Here is a 16,944-nt window from a genome sequence, read left to right as displayed (position 1 = left end):
TTGGCATCTCAAAATTAATTATGAAAAGTGCCATTTCAGCCTGAAAAGTAACGATAAGGTTAATTGTGGAATGGACGAAAGAGTAGGAAAAAACATGTTCCAGATCGGTGAATTAGCGAAACGATGCGGTGTGACGGCCGATACCTTGCGATTTTATGAGAAGAATAATCTGATTGCGCCAGCCAGTCGCAGTGAGTCGGGTTATCGTCTCTATGATGAAAATAACCAGAAACAGGTGACCTTTATTCTTAAATCCAAAGAGTTGGGGCTGAGTTTGGATGAGATTAAAGAATTGCTTGAGATTCGCTTGGAAGCGACACAGCACAGTTGTGCCGAAGTGAAGTCGATTACCACAGCCAAGCTGGAGGTGATTGATGAGAAGATTACCGAACTCACCAAGATTCGTACTGCACTTAAGAAGATTAATGATGCGTGTTGTGGACACATAGACGATGATGCGAGCCATTGTTCTATTCTGGCTGCCTTGGACTCAGCAAACCTTGATAAGGGGCGTTGCTGTAGCTAACAGCGCCTTTCATAGCCAGTTCAGGTACTAGATTCTCTCTGGTACTTAACCGACAAGCCAAAAAAAAGCCAAACTCAATTAATGAGCTTGGCTTTCAATTCAATTAATTACGAAAGAACGATTAGTTCATGCCGTATTTTTTAAGTTTCTTGCGAAGAGTACCGCGGTTGATACCCATCATAGTTGCTGCGCGAGTTTGGTTACCGCGAGTGTACTGCATGATGGTGTCTAGTAGTGGCTGTTCAACTTCAGCTAATACTAGTTCGTATAACTCGCTGACTTCTTGACCGTTTAATTGAGCAAGGTAGTTTTTCAATGATGCTTTCACTGAATCACGTAGTGGTTTCTGCGTGATTTGGTCTTGTGATGTTACTGTAGTCACTGTCAATGCTTCTGAAGTCAGATTTTGTTCGAACATATTCGGTCTAGCTCTTCTCGTAATTATGGTGCAACGTTATCAAAATAACCTTCTAGCGCCTCAAGCTGCAGATCACCTGCTTCGAGTGCGTTGAAGGTACGGCGAAACTCACTCGCTTGTTCATGCTCTTTTAGATACCAACCCACATGCTTACGAGCGATGCGAGGGCCTAAAAACTCTCCATAGAATTCATGCAGAGCGTTAACATGACCAAGCATGATGTCCTTCACTTCCAAGATTGGGAGCGGGTCCATCGTGGTGCCGTTTTCCAAATAGTGTAGGATTTCGTTAAAAATCCACGGACGACCTTGGGCAGGACGACCAATCATCAAAGCGTCAGCGCCGGTGTACTCCAGCACAAACTTAGCTTTTTCCGGGCTATCGATATCACCGTTAGCAATAACCGGAATAGATACAGCTTGTTTCGCCGCTTTAATGTGTTTGTATTCTGCCTCACCTTTGTACATACAAGCGCGAGTTCTCCCGTGAAGGGCAAGTGCCTGTATGCCGCAGTCTTCGGCTATTTTAGCGATTTGGACACAGTTTCTGTTATCTGTATCCCAGCCTGTACGAGTCTTTAACGTTACTGGAACGTCGACTGCGTTTACAACAGCCTTCAAGATCTCTTCTATGAGTTCTGGATGCTGAAGTAGGGCAGAGCCCGCAAGCTTCTTATTCACTTTTTTGGCTGGACAACCCATATTGATATCGATGATTTGCGCACCGTTATCGACATTGAATTGAGCAGCCTCGGCCATAAGCTGTGGATCTGCACCAGCGATTTGTACTGAACGAATGCCCGATTCGCCTTCATGTACCATACGCTGCTGAGACTTCGACGTTTTCCAAACCTTAGGATTGGAGGACATCATTTCACTGACTGCCATCCCCGCACCATAGCGAAGACACAACTCACGGAATGGTCTATCCGTTACGCCAGCCATTGGAGCGACGATTAGATTGTTCTTAAGTTGATAATTTCCGATTTTCAAAACGTCATCACAGTTCTGTACCAGCAAGGGCGCGCATTTTACGCATTTTTTCGCTGCGTGAAAAGACTAATATTTGAGCATTTACAAATTGTTTTTGTAATTTGCATAAAATTCAATCAATTAGCGCCCAAAGTCTTGTCTAGCCTTGCTTGCGACCAGAGATACGACACCACTCTTGTTGCTCGATGATCGGATCAATGTGAAGCTCATCACGATAATAAGTCGCAACATCTTCCGCTTGTGTATCTAAAACACCCGACATCGCCAGCACACCATTTGGCTTAACTAGGCCTTTAATGATGCCTGAAAGGTCGCGTAATGGACCCGCAAGAATGTTGGCAACAACAACGTCAGCCAGCAAACCTTCAGGTTGATCTTGTGGCAAGAACACCTCTAGTTGCTCAGCAACGCCATTGCGTTGTGCGTTGTCTTTTGATGCAAGCAGAGCTTGAGGATCAATGTCGATCCCGATAACTTTTGCTGCGCCAAGTTTGATCGCTGCGATCGCTAGGATGCCTGAACCACAACCGAAGTCGATCACGGTTTTGCCTGTAAGGTCTAGGCCTTCAAGCCACTCAAGACACAATGCCGTTGTTGGGTGAGTACCTGTACCGAATGCAAGACCTGGATCCAGCATTACGTTTACAGCGTCAGGTTCAGGGATATCGCGCCAGCTAGGGCAGATCCATAAACGCTCACCAAACTTCATTGGGTGGAAGTTGTCCATCCATTCACGTTCCCAATCCTTGTCTTCAATTTGCTCTACTTTATGAGCAAAGTCTGCAGGGAACATGTTGCTTGCTTTAATCTGCGCTAGAACGACACCAGTATCAGTCTCAGCGTCGTAAAGCGCGAGAATGTCAGTATCACCCCAAAGGCGAGTTTCACCCGGCAGAGGCTCAAATACAGGGGTATCTTGTGCATCCAGGAAAGTTACAGAAAGAGCACCAGTCTCTTCCATTAACATGTCGCCGATTTGTTCGGCATTTTCATTGGTAGCATTAAGCTTGATTTGAATCCAAGGCATGGCTGCATCTTCTATATGAGAAAAATTGGATGGCGAGTCTAGCAGAAAATATGAGCAAATTCACCAAAACCCCACGGAATAAAATGGGGATTAAAGATTGAGTTTTTCGGGGCTATAAAAACAAAAATGCTCACCGAAGTGAGCATTTAAAATGTTCTTAAAAGAACCGATTACTTAGGGCTAGTTTTATTGCAGACCAAGCTTCTTCTCAAGGTAGTGGATGTTCGCACCACCGTGTTGGAAGTTTTCGTCGTTCATAATAGACAGTTGAAGTTCAGTATTAACGTTAATACCTTCAACGATCATTTCACCCAGTGCGTTCTTCATACGAGCGATAGCAACATCACGGTTCTCACCGTAAGTGATCAGCTTACCAATCATTGAATCGTAGTGTGGTGGCACTGTGTAACCTGTGTAGATATGAGATTCCCAACGTACGCCCATGCCGCCTGGTGCGTGGAAACGTTCAATCTTACCCGGAGAAGGTAGGAAACGAACTGGATCTTCAGCATTGATACGACATTCGATTGAGTGGCCACGCAGCTTAATATCATCCTGAGTGAATGATAGAGGCTGACCAGCAGCAATACGCAGTTGCTCTTTCACTAGGTCGATACCCGTTACCATTTCAGTAATCGTGTGCTCAACCTGGATACGAGTGTTCATTTCGATGAAGTAGAACTCACCGTTCTCGTATAGGAATTCAAATGTACCTGCGCCGCGGTAACCAATCTCAAGACAAGCACGAGTACAACGTTCGCCGATGTACTTACGCATCTCTTCAGTGATACCTGGAGCTGGTGCTTCTTCCACAACTTTCTGGTGACGACGCTGCATTGAACAGTCACGCTCACCTAGGTGGATAGCATTACCTTGGCCATCTGCAAGCACTTGTACTTCAATGTGACGTGGGTTTTCTAGGAATTTTTCCATGTAAACCATGTCGTTGTTGAAACATGCTTTTGCTTCAGCACGAGTCATCGCGATAGCTTCTGTTAGTTCAGCTTCAGAACGAACAACACGCATACCACGACCGCCGCCGCCGCCAGATGCTTTGATGATTACTGGGAAACCAATGCGCTTAGCGTGCGCTTTGTTTTTCGCGTCGTCGTCATCAAGAGGGCCGTCAGAACCTGGTACACAAGGTACGCCAGCTTTCTTCATTGACGTGATAGCTGACACTTTGTCACCCATCATGCGAATGGTTTCAGCTTTAGGACCAACAAAGATAAAGCCACTGCGCTCTACCTGTTCTGCAAAGTCTGCATTTTCAGATAGGAAGCCGTAGCCAGGGTGAACGGCTACTGCGCCTGTAACTTCAGCAGCGCTGATGATACGAGGGATGTTCAGGTAGCTATCGATACCACGAGCTGGACCGATACAAATGGTTTCGTCTGCAAGCAGTACGTGCTTAAGATCGCGGTCAGCTGTTGAGTGAACAGCTACCGTTTTAATGCCAAGCTCTTTACATGCACGCAGAATACGTAGTGCAATCTCACCACGGTTCGCGATTACTAATTTATCTAACATAATGAGTGCTCTCTATTATTCGATAATTACTAGAGCTTGGTCGAATTCTACTGGTTGACCGTCTTCAACTAGGATAGCGGTAACAACACCTGACTTATCAGCTTCGATTTGGTTCATCATTTTCATTGCTTCAACGATACATAGAGTTTCGCCAGCTGTTACTGATTGACCAACTTTAACGAATGGTTTTGCGTCTGGGCTTGGAGCGCCGTAGAAAGTACCAACCATTGGAGAAAGAACTTGGTGGCCCGCTGGAACTGCTGGAGCCGCTGCTTCTGCTGCTACAGGTGCCGCCGCAGGAGCTGCTGCCGCTGCTACAGGAGCTGGAGCTGCTGCATATTGAACAGGTGCTACAGGTGCAGTGCTGTTACGACTGATTCGTACTGACTCTTCACCTTCAGAGATTTCTAGCTCAGAAATACCAGACTCTTCAACCAATTCGATTAGCTTTTTGATTTTGCGAATATCCATTGTTTCTTTCTCTTTATCTGTTAATTGAACTTACTCTATGACTGAGTAGGTTAGTAATAGTTCGTTGTTTATGTTTACTTTGAGTTGAGCTTGCTGAGCGCAGCGGTCAAAGCAAATTGATAACCTTGGGCACCTAAGCCACAAATCACACCTTCTGCTTTATCAGATAGGTAAGAGTGGTGACGGAATGGTTCACGTGCGTGAACATTCGATAGATGGACCTCAATAAATGGGATCGCAACGCCAAGTAGTGCATCACGCAGTGCCACACTGGTATGTGTAAAGGCTGCTGGGTTGATAATGATAAAATCAACATTTTGATAAGCACTATGGATCGCTTCAATCAGTTCATATTCACGATTTGACTGTAAGTGAGATAGCTCAACATCGTGTGCTTTCGCTTGCTCGGTCAATGAGCTAATAATCTGGTCAAGTGTTTGAGAACCGTAGTGTGCCGGCTCTCTTAGGCCTAACAGGTTAAGGTTTGGGCCATTTAAAACTAGAATGCGAAACTTTGTAGACATCGTGGGGCTATCTTCCTTTATCGTGTTTACGAACGTGAATGTTGCCATTTTATTGAAAATTTGCGGTTAATTTCTAGTGAGAAAAACCCAAATTTAAAAATTAGAACCAGATTATAGCTAATTCAGCGCAAATCGCAGCAATTTACTGGTCTAATCTCCTATTGATACAGCGTGGAATTGTTACCAACTTAACAAAAAAGCGCCTTAGCCTTAATTTGGGGCGGGATATTTGAGATCAAGATCAGCCATAAAAAAACCGCCACATAGGTGACGGTTTAGGTAAGATCTGTTTTAAACAATAACTCAGGGTGTGACTGGTTGCTTATGCCAGTTCTGCTTTCTCGGCAATCAACTTATCAACCACACTTGGGTCTGCCAAAGTAGAGGTGTCACCTAGGTTACCTGTATCACCGGTAGCAATCTTACGCAGGATACGACGCATGATTTTACCTGAACGAGTTTTTGGTAATGAGTCGGTCCAGTGCAGCACATCTGGTGTTGCGATTGGACCAATCTCTTTACGTACCCAGTCTTTCACTTCTTTATGAAGTTCAGCGGTTGGGAACTCGCCATCATTCAGCGTGATGTAAGCGTAAATTGCTTGGCCTTTAATATCGTGAGGAATACCCACAATCGCTGCCTCTGCAATCTTATCAAACGCGACTAGAGCCGATTCAATCTCTGCAGTACCCATACGGTGGCCAGACACGTTAAGTACGTCATCAACACGACCAGTAATCCAGTAGTAACCGTCTTCATCACGACGAGCACCATCACTGGTGAAGTACATGCCTTTAAAGGTAGAAAAGTAAGTCTGTTCGAAGCGATCGTGATCGCCATGCACAGTACGCATTTGGCCCGGCCAAGAGTCAAGAATCACAAGGTTGCCGTCAGTTGCGCCCTCAATGATGTTACCCATGTTATCAACCAGAGCAGGTTGTACTCCGAAGAATGGACGCGTCGCTGAGCCAGGTTTTAGGTCGGTTGCTCCCGGTAGTGGTGCGATTAAGATGCCGCCCGTTTCTGTTTGCCACCAAGTATCGACAATTGGAGACTGCTCATTACCAATTGTTTTGTAGTACCACTCCCACGCTTCTGGATTGATAGGTTCGCCCACTGAGCCCATGATTCTTAGGCTGTCACGAGAAGTACCTTCAACGGCTTCGTTGCCTTTAGCCATTAGTGCACGAATAGCCGTTGGTGCAGTATAAAGAATATTCACTTGGTGCTTATCGACTACTTCACTCATGCGGCTTGTGTTCGGGTAATTCGGCACGCCTTCAAACAAAATGGTTTTTGCACCATTAGCAAGAGGTCCGTAAACAAGATATGTGTGACCCGTAATCCAACCCACATCCGCAGTACACCAGAAAGTCTCGCCCTCTTGGTAGTCGAATACATATTTGAATGTCATCGCTGCATAAACAAGGTAACCACCTGTGGTGTGCATAACACCTTTAGGTTTGCCCGTTGATCCTGACGTATAAAGGATGAATAGTGGATCTTCTGCGTTCATCTCTTCTGGTGGGCAATCTGCCGATACATTAGCAATAGCATCGTGCCACCACACATCACGGTGTTCATGCCAAGCAACATCACCGCCAGTACGTTTGAATACCACAACCTTCTCGATGTTTTTCACTTCAGGGTTAGTCAGCGCTTCATCGACGTTTTTCTTCAGTGGAACAGCACGGCCGCCACGCACGCCTTCATCGGCAGTGATAACGACTTTAGAATTTGAATCGATAATACGACCAGACAGAGCTTCTGGTGAGAAACCACCAAATACTACCGTGTGAACTGCACCAATACGGGTACATGCCAGCATTGCTACTGCCGCTTCTGGCACCATTGGCATGTATAAACAAACCACATCACCTTTACGTACGCCTTGCTCTTTCAGAGCATTTGAAAACAGGCACACTTCTTTGTGTAGTTCATTAAAAGTTAGGGTTTTATCATCGGCAGGGTCATCGCCTTCCCAGATGATAGCGACTTCATCACCGCGTTCAGCAAGGTGACGGTCGATACAGTTAGCCGATACGTTAAGCGTGCCATCTTCAAACCAGCGGATGTCGATGTGGCCAGGGTCAAAAGAGGTATTTTTTACTTGTGTGAAAGGCTTGATCCAATCAACGATTTTTCCGTGTTCACCCCAAAAGCCTTCAGGGTCAGAAACAGATTGCTGGTACATGGCTAGGTAAGTGTCATTATCCGCGTGTGTGGTTGATTTAATATTTTCTTTTACCGGATAAACGTGGGCTTCACTCATTGCATCTCTCCTTGTGCCTACATTCCTAATGAACTGGCAACTTCCTTTGTGTTCAGTTTCTAGGTCTATTACAGAACCGTCTTTGTGTTATCACTCTCGGCTAGGACGGCGATTTCCACAATTAGACTTTAGGATGAGACGCCGCTTTTCACTTAAAAAATAGCGAGTTAAGTTCATTTTTGAGATGTTGCTCTCTATGTAGAAAGCCAGTGGTTGAATTAAGAGTAAGAAGAGTTGAAGCGAGGCAGGTCACCGTGTTTTAGGCGAACAAAGATCAGCGCGGCGGAGATAGCGTCTTGTAATGCATCATGTTTATTGACTGGAATAGGCAAGTCGAGCTGGCGACAGATGGCATCCATGCTGAGGTCGAAGTAGGCATTGGGCAGCTGTCTTTCGAGTTTGTCTTGATAGAGTTGGCTCACTTCGACTAATCGGTTAGGCAGAGGAAATCCGAGTTGTTTTAAACAGGCGCGGTCGAGAATTTTCTTGTCATAGCGGATGTGATAGCCGACTAAAGGACGATTACCAATGAAGCTTAGTAGCTCAATTAAGGCTTGTTTCTCTTCGATTCCGTGTTTGAGATCTTGATGGCGAATACGGTGGATTTTTATTGAATTGCAATCGAGTGATTGAGGCGCTCGCAACCGCACTTCAAAAGGTTGGCTGGTAATAATTCGGTTACCGATGATCTTCGTTGCGGCAATGGTCACCAGTTCGGCTTGATTGGGATCGAGGCTGGTGGTTTCACAATCGAGTGAGACATATTCTTGATGAACAGGCGCAGTAAATAGAGGCTGATACGGAGAGCCTTTGAGCTTGTGATGCCAGTAATAGCGAACCAGTCTATTCATCGTTCAATCGCCTAGTCCCTTATTTGATAGTGGTAGCCGAGCCATTGCTTGAATTTCTTAACCACGTGCAGGCTATGACGAAGCAGATCTCGGTCAGCTCGTTCCATCAGTTTGACGTCGATTTTATTGCTGTTGTGCTGTTGCGATAGGCGTTGTGATAAGCGCCACTTAAAGAACTGCTTGAGCGCTTCATTGAGGTTATCCGCAGTGCTTTGCTCTAGTACCTTCTTACTCACGAGATGCTCAATGCGTTCAAAGGTGTTATTGACCGTCACACCATGTTCAAGGCTAAGCGCTCTCACACCGTGCACGAGAGGGAAAATACCGCCTTGTTTGATGTCGAGTCCTGACTTGGATTGTTTCACGTTACCAAACAGGGTCAGGGGAACTGAGAAGTTCAGAGCAGGGCGGCAGAATTCAGTCAGAATCAACTCTTGTCCGAGCATTAAATCACTCAAGTGCTGCTTGACCGGTTTTAGTAGTTCCTTGTTTCCCGCCACAGCGTGTGCATCCGCCATGATGGCGATATCCATCACTGTCTCTGGTGTTGCTTTTCTTACCCAACTGGTGAGGGTTTGTTTCCACTCTTGCTCTGAATGCACCCATTTCGGATTGTTGACCATCACGTTGCCCGGGCATAACGGATACCCCAATTGCTGCAGTGTGTGGGTGAGGTCGTTCATGGCACTTTGACATTGATGCCACTCCAAACCATCTTGAATAATCAGAGCGTTGTCTTGATCGGTTTTGAGAATTTGCTCTCCACGTCCCTCAGAACCCAACACGATCAGGCAGCAATGATTGTGCAGTGCTGGCGGGATAACCAACTCAAACGCCTTCTCTATAATCTGTTCATTTACGGCTGAAATTAGCTCCATGATAAAGCGTGTACGAATGCCATTACTGAGTAGGCTTTCGACCAATTGACGCTGCTTGTTGGAAGCCATGGCCAACTCTTCAATGCTGGTGGCTCGCGCAATTCGCAAAGTAAGTACATGCGAGTGAGTGGAGAACGCGCTGAGTATTTGCGTCATATCGACCATGCCCACTGCGTTTTGACCATCACAAACCATCAGCCTTTTTACACGATTTCGGGTCATGGTGATCATGGCGTTAAACAAGAAATCGCCTTGATTAACATGCAGAACAGGGAAGGTTGCTATCTCGCCAACCGCAGTATCGAGCGGGCGATTATCGAGCATCACCGCGTGCAATAAATTGGTTCGTGTGACGATTCCATACGGGAAGGTACATGATGATCCAAAAGCTTTTGGAACATCATGATCTAAATGAACTAGAGCCGAGTCCAACCCTTGTTCTTTCAGGGTTTGAGTAACTTGGTTAATCGGTTGTTCGGGTTCAAGTATCAGTGGTGGGTGATAAATAGAGTCGTCGACTTTGGTTAGTATGAACTCGGCAAGATTCTGTTGCTGCTGAGCCGCTTCAATCAATGCTTTTCGGGTTGATAGGTTACTATCAAAGTAAGCCGCGAACTGGCCATTGGCGTGGTAAAGCTCAAGGAAGATATCGGTTGGTAATAGATAACTTAAGGTATCTTCCAGCGCGATATATTGGTGCTTGGTGTGAGGCTCAAATTGGCTGCGCACATCGAAAATATCGTCATTGGCATAGTGCGCGTAGATCTCACCATCGCTGCTAGCACGCTCTTCGACGGCCCCTTTAATCAGAATATGCAGATGGCGACTTGGGCGGTCGGCCTCCAATATCACCTCGTGCGCTCGGTAATAAACCACATCTAATGAGGAGCGCAGCGTTAACTGTTCCGCGTCGGACAGGCTATCGAAGGGCGGGTGCTGCATATTAAATTTATCAGGCATAAGCATCGAAAGAGTTAGGAGTCTCTTTTCAGTCTGACAAATTACCAGCGAAGCTCCAGACGACTTTAGTCTAAATGCGATCGTGAGGGCTGTTGAACACTGGATACTTGAACCAAATGGGATATCGATATTCATTGAATATAGGAATGGTATCTCTTCAATAATTCCCTTTTTCATCTTTTGTGACCTAGGCATAATTGGCGCTTCCTTGTTCCACACATTTTTATAGGTCGCCTATGTTTAATCCTTCCCCTTATGGCTGGATATCCCAGTATTTTCTCGGTTTCTTTTTTGCCTATGGCGTTTATCTGCCATTTTGGGCGCTGTGGTTTGAAGACCAAGGCGTGTCTGCAGGGGACATTGGCGTATTGATTGGTGTGGGTTTGGCTACACGTTGTGTTGCTAACTTTGTGATAACACCACGTATCTATAAAGTTGAACACTTAATGCCAGCACTGCGTTGCCTCAGTTTTGTCGCGCTATTATTCGTTGGTTTCCATTTCTTTACTGGTGGTAGCTTTTTATTGATGCTACTAGCAACGGTAATGTTCAACCTCTGCTATGGACCAATTATTCCGCTTTCTGATGCAATGGCGAACCATTACAGCCGTCTCAAAATGCTCGATTACGGACGTACACGTTTGTGGGGGTCAGTAGCATTTATTGCGGGTTCTACCGTGGTTGGTTATCTGGTGGCTGAATTTGGCACAGATATGATTTTGTATACTGCGCTGGCAGGCGTGTTGGTTTCTCTGTTGCTCGCGATGAGAAATCCAAATGTGATGCCGGTGACAGAGTCTGAGCAAGTCGCTGAAAGACCTAAGCTTGGTCAACTGTTACGTGAATCATCGGTAGTGAAGTTTCTTGCATTGATGGCACTACTTCAAGGAAGCCACGCCGCGTATTACAGCTTTAGTGCGATTTACTGGAAAGAGGCGGGGCACTCTGAGGCCATCATCGGTTATCTGTGGAGCTTGGCTGTGGTTGCTGAGGTGGTAGTATTTGCTCTGAGCAAGCGACTGTTTGCTGGATTATCATTGCGCACTCTGTTTGTGATTGCTGGTATCGGAGTAATGGCTCGTTGGGGTATCACCGCATCAACGACCGCGATTCCAATATTGATCGTGGCTCAGCTACTGCACGGGGTGACATTCGCCATGGCACACATCGCTGCGATTCAATACATTCAGTCTCAAGAGTCGAATAAAATGGTGGCACTGCAGGCTCTTTACAATGCGATACCACTTGGCGCCTTTATCGCATTAATGACGACCCTAAGTGGTTGGGGCTACGAATTGTGGGGCGCGAATATCTTCTGGGGAATGGCTGCGATGGGTGCAATTGCCCTGTTTATCAAGCTTGATGAAAGAAGCTCTGTGGTTGAAGTTAATCAACCTGAGTCAGAAGTTCATAGCTGATAGCCAATCGTGATTATTAGAGTCTAAAGCACAGAATTTAAGCGATGCGATTGAGTTAATGACTCATCCTTAGTTAAATGAAACCTCTCCCTTATGGAGAGGTTTTTTTATGGATGAAGAAAGGGTTTTCAATGCAAGGATGGGTAGTAATTCCAGTCTCTTTAGCCTACTTGGGCGTGTTATTTCTGATCGCTTGGTATGGAGACAGGCAGGTTCGTTGGCTATCGCGTTGGCGACCGTGGATCTATAGCCTTTCGATTGCGGTGTATTGTACCTCTTGGACCTTCTATGGAACGGTGGGTCAGGCGAGCAATAACCCTTGGTCTTTTTTACCCATCTATCTCGCACCGATTCTGGTATTCACTCTCGGCTGGCGGATCTTAGCGCGGCTGATCTTGATAGCGAAGCGTGAACACATTACCTCGATTGCCGACTTTATCGCGGCTCGCTACGGAAAATCTCAAGGCTTAGCGGTGGCTGTCACCGTGATTGCTGTGGTCGGTATTCTTCCGTATATCGCGCTGCAACTTCGTGGTATCACCATGGGGCTCGATATTGTTGCTCCGAGTCTGGCGCAAGACTTTGGCTATCAGGATTATCACGTCTCTTGGTTTGTGGTTGGCGCGCTAGCCATTTTTACCATGCTGTTTGGTACAAGGCACATCGACAACACGGAACATCACCGTGGCATGATGATGGCGGTAGCATTTGAGTCCATCGTTAAGCTTGCGGCATTCCTGATTGTTGGTCTGTTTATCATGTATCTGGCCATGAGCAGCGATAAAATCGACCTGCTTGATGTGGCTGCTTCTACCTACGAATCACCGAATATTCCAACCTTAATTATTCATACCGTTTTAACCATGTTGGCGATTGTCTGTCTGCCACGCCAATTCCATACCATGGTGGTTGAAAACGAGCGCCCTCAAGATCTACACACAGCACGTTGGTTATTTCCGCTTTATCTGATTTTGATGGGATTGTTTGTTCTGCCGATTGCGTGGGCAGGTCAGGGATTATTGACCGACATGCCTGCCGATACTTACGTGATCAGTGTGCCAATGGCAGAGGGGGCTAATCATATTGCCTTGCTCGCTTTCTTAGGTGGTACTTCTGCTGCGAGTGGAATGGTGATTGTCTCGACTATCGCGTTAGCGATCATGGTGTCGAACGATTTAGTGATGCCACTGTTGCTGCGTCGAATGCGCTTAACTCAAAGAACCCATCGTCATTTTTCTGGGTTGCTATTGGTGATTCGTCGCGGGCTTATTTTATTGCTGCTTCTTGGAGCGTGGTTGTTCTATCAGGCGCTCGATACCATTCATTCCTTGTCTGCGATCGGCTTTCTTTCGTTTGCGGCGATCGCTCAATTTGCTCCAGCATTGATTGGCGGTTTGTACTGGCGTCCGGGTAACAGAAAGGGTGTGTATGTCGGCTTAATGGTCGGTTCGGTGATCTGGCTAATTACTCTGATGAGTCAAACCAGCATGTTGGCAGGCGATAGCGAAAGTAACCTTTTGCTATGGATTATCACGCCGCCGGAACTGCTCAGTAGCTGGAATATCAGCAGTTCAAACTGGGGCATTGTGCTGAGTATTGTGCTCAATACCTTGTGCTATGCCGTAGTTTCGATGTCGACAAGACCAAGCCTAAGTGAGCGCTTACAATCAGCGGCATTTGTTGGTACACCGCTGCCTGAGAATGAAAATATCAGCCTTTACCAGAACCGCGTGACGGTCGCTGAATTAGAGATGTTGGCATCACGCTTTGTTGGTCGAAAGCGAGCGAAAAGCGCCTTACACAGCTATTGGCAACAACACGGACAGCCGCTGCTTCCCAATCAACAAGCACCCGCAAGTTTAATTCGTCATGCAGAGCGCGTACTCGCGGGTGTGTTTGGTGCCTCTTCCGCTAAGTTAGTACTTACTTCTGCTTTACAAGGCAGAAACATGCAGCTTGAAGAGGTCGCGACCATCGTTGATGAAGCCTCTGAACTGTATGATTTCAGCCGTGGCTTACTGCAAGGTGCGATTGAACACATAGGCCAAGGTATTGCAGTAATAGACAAACAGATGAGGCTGGTGGCGTGGAATCAACGTTACTTAGAACTGTTTGAATTCCCTGCGGGCTTGATTCAGGTTGGTCGACCCATTTCAGATGTGATTCGCCACAATGCCGAGCAAGGTTTGTGTGGTCCGGGTGACCCAGAAGATCACGTTCGCCGCCGTGTTTATCACCTTGAGCAAGGTACGCGACACACCTCTTCTCGTATTCGTCCTGATGGTCGAGTGATTGAGGTGCAAGGTAACCCGATGCCAAGTGGCGGCTTCGTAATGAGCTTCACTGACATCACGGTATTTAGACAAGCAGAGCAGGCGCTAAAAGATGCCAATGAAACCTTGGAATCGAGAGTTCACGAACGAACTCAAGAGCTCGAAAAATTGAACCATCGCTTGGTCAAGGCGACACAAATCTCTGACCAAGAATCGCAATCTAAGAGTCGCTTCTTGGCGGCTGTGAGTCACGACTTGATGCAGCCACTCAATGCCGCGCGCTTGTTTGCTTCGTCACTTTCCGAGGTAGCAAAAGAGCAAGAGGTGAAGCAGCTTTCGTCCCATATCGAGAGTGCGCTTGGTGCTGCTGAAGATTTGATTGGCGACTTATTGGATATCTCTCGATTGGAATCCGGCAAGCTAGAAACCAACATTCACGCGATTGCTGTGCACGATGTACTAACCAACTTAAATGCGGAATTTAGTGCCTTAGCGAGACAACAAAAAATTGAGTTCAAGATGATCCCATCGTCATTGTTTATTCACTCTGACCCTAAGTTGTTGAGGCGTGTGATTCAGAACTTTTTGACTAACGCCTTTCGTTACAACCCAGAAGGGAAAGTGGTACTCGGGGCGAGACGAGTCAATGGTCAGGTGCGAATTGATGTGTGGGATAACGGAACTGGTATTGATGAAGATAAGCAGCAAGAAATCTTCGAAGAGTTCACTCGTGGCAGCCAAGTGCGTGCAGACCAAGGCTTGGGATTAGGCCTTGCGATTTCTAAAGGTATTGCTCATGTACTTGGTCATCAAATATCGATGCGTTCATGGCCGGGACAAGGGAGTGTTTTCTCTATCACCTTAGCGAGAGCCGAACAAGTTGCTCCAGTTGTGCAAGCTTCAGCGCCAATGGCGACCAGCGACATCGAACATCTCAAAATATTGTGTGTCGATAATGAGCGCGAGATTTTGGTCGGAATGGAGAACCTGATTGGACGTTGGGGTTGTGAGGTTAAGACCGCGGTTGATTTGGTTGAAAGCTTGAAGTGTCTCGATGACGACTGGCAGCCGGATGTGATTTTCTCTGATTATCGCCTCGACAATGGTCGAACGGGTCTAGAAGTGTTGCAACAGTGTCGCTTGCGCCTCGGAGACTCTTTTGAGGGGGTCATTATTAGTGCTGATAGAACCGATGACATGTTGGCAGCGATAAAGGCCAACAGCTTTGGCTTTATTGCCAAGCCAGTTAAACCGTTAAAACTCAGAGCGGTATTGAATCGAGTGAGCTAGCTTGAATTAACAGGTTCGGATTAGCACGTTTGGATTTGCTAGCGGATATTGAAAAGGCCTCGTATGAGGCCTTTTTTGTCTCTGTTATTTCAGCGAGTTTTAGCAAAAATTTGCCAACTAACTTGCAATTCCACCCTGCGTCAGAGCGGTTGGGTCAAGGAGCTTGCTGAGTTCTTCTCGGCTGAGATCGGTTTCTCTTTCTGCAACATCAAGAATAGGCAAGCCCTCTTTGTAGGCTTTCTTGGCTATATCAGCAGCCTTCAAGTAACCAATAACAGGGTTGAGTGCTGTCACTAGAATTGGATTCTTTGAAAGTGCTAAATCAAGATTGTCTTGGCGCACCGTGAAGGTCGCAACCGCTTTATCTGCTAGCGCGACAGAGCTGTTAGCCAATAGCTCTATACTTTCTAGTACGTTATGAGCAATCACTGGCAGCATCACATTCAGCTGGAAGTTACCAGACTGGCCAGCGACAGTAATAGTGGTGTCGTTACCAATCACTTGTGCAGCTGCCATTGCGGCGGCTTCTGGAATCACAGGATTTACTTTGCCCGGCATGATCGATGAGCCTGGCTGTAGCGCCTGCAATTCAATTTCACCTAAGCCTGCCAATGGGCCTGAGTTCATCCAGCGAAGATCGTTTGAGATCTTCATGATCGCAACTGCTGCAGTTTTGAGCTGCCCCGAGAGTGCAACGATCGCGTCTTGGCTGCTGAGATTAAAAAAGAAGTTCTCACTTGAGTTAAAACTGATCTTTGTCGATTGAGATAGGTTACTTGCAAACTTATCGGCAAAGCGTGGGTCGGCATTGATCCCGGTTCCGACCGCTGTTCCACCTTGAGCGAGTGCTTTGATAGCAGGCAGGGTGCTTTCAATGGCTTGCTTAGCGTGTTCAATCTGGAATTTCCAGCCACCAAGCTCTTGAGCAAAGGTAATTGGCATCGCATCCATTAGATGAGTACGGCCTGTTTTTACTACCTCGGCTAGTTCTTGCTGTTTAACGGTAAGTGCGTCTGAAAGGTGAGTTAATGCAGGCAGCAGTTTGTTTTCAGCCATAAGAGCGACACTGACTTGAATCGCGGTTGGTACCACATCGTTGCTGCTTTGGCCCATATTGACGTGATCATTCGGATTCACATCCCCTTGTAAACTCCTTGAAGCGAGTGTTGCAATCACTTCGTTGGCATTCATGTTGGAGCTAGTACCAGAGCCAGTTTGGTAAACATCGATCGGGAATTGATCGAGGTATTTACCATTGATGATCTCTTGGCTCGCTTCGGCGATCGCGTTGGCAATATCACCTTCCAATAAACCCAACTGAGCATTGGTGTCAGCGGCCGCCTGCTTAATGAATGCCAATGCTTGAATGAAGCTAGTTGGCATCTTGTGTGAACTAAAAGCAAAGTTATCTGCAGCACGTTGAGTTTGTGCTTGGTATAGCGCATCGGCAGGGACTTTCACTTCCCCCATGCTGTCTTTCTCAATTCGATATTGTAGGGTCATTTTCTATCCTT

The 16,944-nt window shown here is 46.5% G+C and carries 13 protein-coding genes; 3 read left to right on the top strand and 10 right to left on the bottom strand.

All coding sequences use genetic code 11. The features are described from left to right. Positions 1-94 precede the first annotated feature (94 nt). Positions 95-526 carry a Zn(2+)-responsive transcriptional regulator gene (zntR, locus tag L1D37_RS14415; protein WP_239848308.1) on the top strand — a complete coding sequence of 144 codons (432 nt, stop codon included), beginning with the start codon at positions 95-97 and terminating at the stop codon, positions 524-526. 121 nt (positions 527-647) lie between these two features. On the opposite strand, the gene fis is transcribed toward zntR, so the two are convergent. The 9 genes from fis to L1D37_RS14370 form a co-directional block, all read right to left on the bottom strand. Then, positions 648-944 carry a DNA-binding transcriptional regulator Fis gene (gene fis, locus L1D37_RS14410; protein ID WP_004729744.1) on the bottom strand — a complete coding sequence of 99 codons (297 nt, stop codon included), beginning with the start codon at positions 942-944 and terminating at the stop codon, positions 648-650. Between the two features lie 23 nt (positions 945-967). Further along, positions 968-1,936: a tRNA dihydrouridine synthase DusB gene (dusB, locus tag L1D37_RS14405; RefSeq protein ID WP_164913329.1), complete on the bottom strand. Its 969-nt coding sequence runs from the start codon at positions 1,934-1,936 to the stop codon at positions 968-970. Positions 1,937-2,075: 139 nt separating this feature from the next. Further along, the gene (gene prmA, locus L1D37_RS14400) at positions 2,076-2,963 is read right to left on the bottom strand and encodes a 50S ribosomal protein L11 methyltransferase (RefSeq protein WP_009844690.1); all 888 of its coding nucleotides are present in this window, start codon (positions 2,961-2,963) and stop codon (positions 2,076-2,078) included. 186 nt (positions 2,964-3,149) lie between these two features. Further along, positions 3,150-4,493, bottom strand: a complete 1,344-nt coding sequence (accC, locus tag L1D37_RS14395; RefSeq protein ID WP_017633389.1) for an acetyl-CoA carboxylase biotin carboxylase subunit — start codon at positions 4,491-4,493, stop codon at positions 3,150-3,152. A 15-nt stretch (positions 4,494-4,508) separates the two neighbouring features. Further along, a complete protein-coding gene (gene accB, locus L1D37_RS14390; protein ID WP_048659206.1) occupies positions 4,509-4,964 on the bottom strand; it encodes an acetyl-CoA carboxylase biotin carboxyl carrier protein in 456 nt (151 codons plus the stop codon). A 74-nt stretch (positions 4,965-5,038) separates the two neighbouring features. Next, positions 5,039-5,488, bottom strand: a complete 450-nt coding sequence (aroQ, locus tag L1D37_RS14385) for a type II 3-dehydroquinate dehydratase (RefSeq protein ID WP_010435475.1) — start codon at positions 5,486-5,488, stop codon at positions 5,039-5,041. A gap of 322 nt (positions 5,489-5,810) precedes the next feature. Further along, complete coding sequence (acs, locus tag L1D37_RS14380; RefSeq protein ID WP_009844693.1) at positions 5,811-7,760, bottom strand: acetate--CoA ligase; 1,950 nt, start codon at positions 7,758-7,760, stop codon at positions 5,811-5,813. A 218-nt stretch (positions 7,761-7,978) separates the two neighbouring features. Next, positions 7,979-8,611 carry a 3'-5' exonuclease gene (locus tag L1D37_RS14375; protein WP_239830596.1) on the bottom strand — a complete coding sequence of 211 codons (633 nt, stop codon included), beginning with the start codon at positions 8,609-8,611 and terminating at the stop codon, positions 7,979-7,981. A gap of 11 nt (positions 8,612-8,622) precedes the next feature. Next, positions 8,623-10,455 (bottom strand): DUF294 nucleotidyltransferase-like domain-containing protein, encoded by a 1,833-nt coding sequence (locus L1D37_RS14370; protein ID WP_239848320.1) that lies wholly within the window; start codon positions 10,453-10,455, stop codon positions 8,623-8,625. Positions 10,456-10,685: 230 nt separating this feature from the next. On the opposite strand from L1D37_RS14370, the gene L1D37_RS14365 reads away from it, so the two are divergent. Both L1D37_RS14365 and L1D37_RS14360 read left to right on the top strand, forming a co-directional pair. Further along, positions 10,686-11,867, top strand: a complete 1,182-nt coding sequence (locus tag L1D37_RS14365) for a 3-phenylpropionate MFS transporter (protein ID WP_239848307.1) — start codon at positions 10,686-10,688, stop codon at positions 11,865-11,867. 131 nt (positions 11,868-11,998) lie between these two features. Beyond that, positions 11,999-15,430: a PAS domain-containing hybrid sensor histidine kinase/response regulator gene (locus L1D37_RS14360; RefSeq protein WP_239848306.1), complete on the top strand. Its 3,432-nt coding sequence runs from the start codon at positions 11,999-12,001 to the stop codon at positions 15,428-15,430. Between the two features lie 117 nt (positions 15,431-15,547). Here L1D37_RS14360 and L1D37_RS14355 read toward each other — a convergent pair whose 3' ends face one another. Further along, a complete protein-coding gene (locus L1D37_RS14355; protein WP_239848305.1) occupies positions 15,548-16,933 on the bottom strand; it encodes a class II fumarate hydratase in 1,386 nt (461 codons plus the stop codon). Positions 16,934-16,944: the final 11 nt, after the last annotated feature.

This window comes from Vibrio sp. Isolate33 (genome assembly GCF_022397895.1).
Taxonomy (GTDB): domain Bacteria; phylum Pseudomonadota; class Gammaproteobacteria; order Enterobacterales; family Vibrionaceae; genus Vibrio; species Vibrio pomeroyi.
Note: the sequence above shows the minus strand (reverse complement) of the source record. Positions and strands in the feature narration are given on the sequence as shown.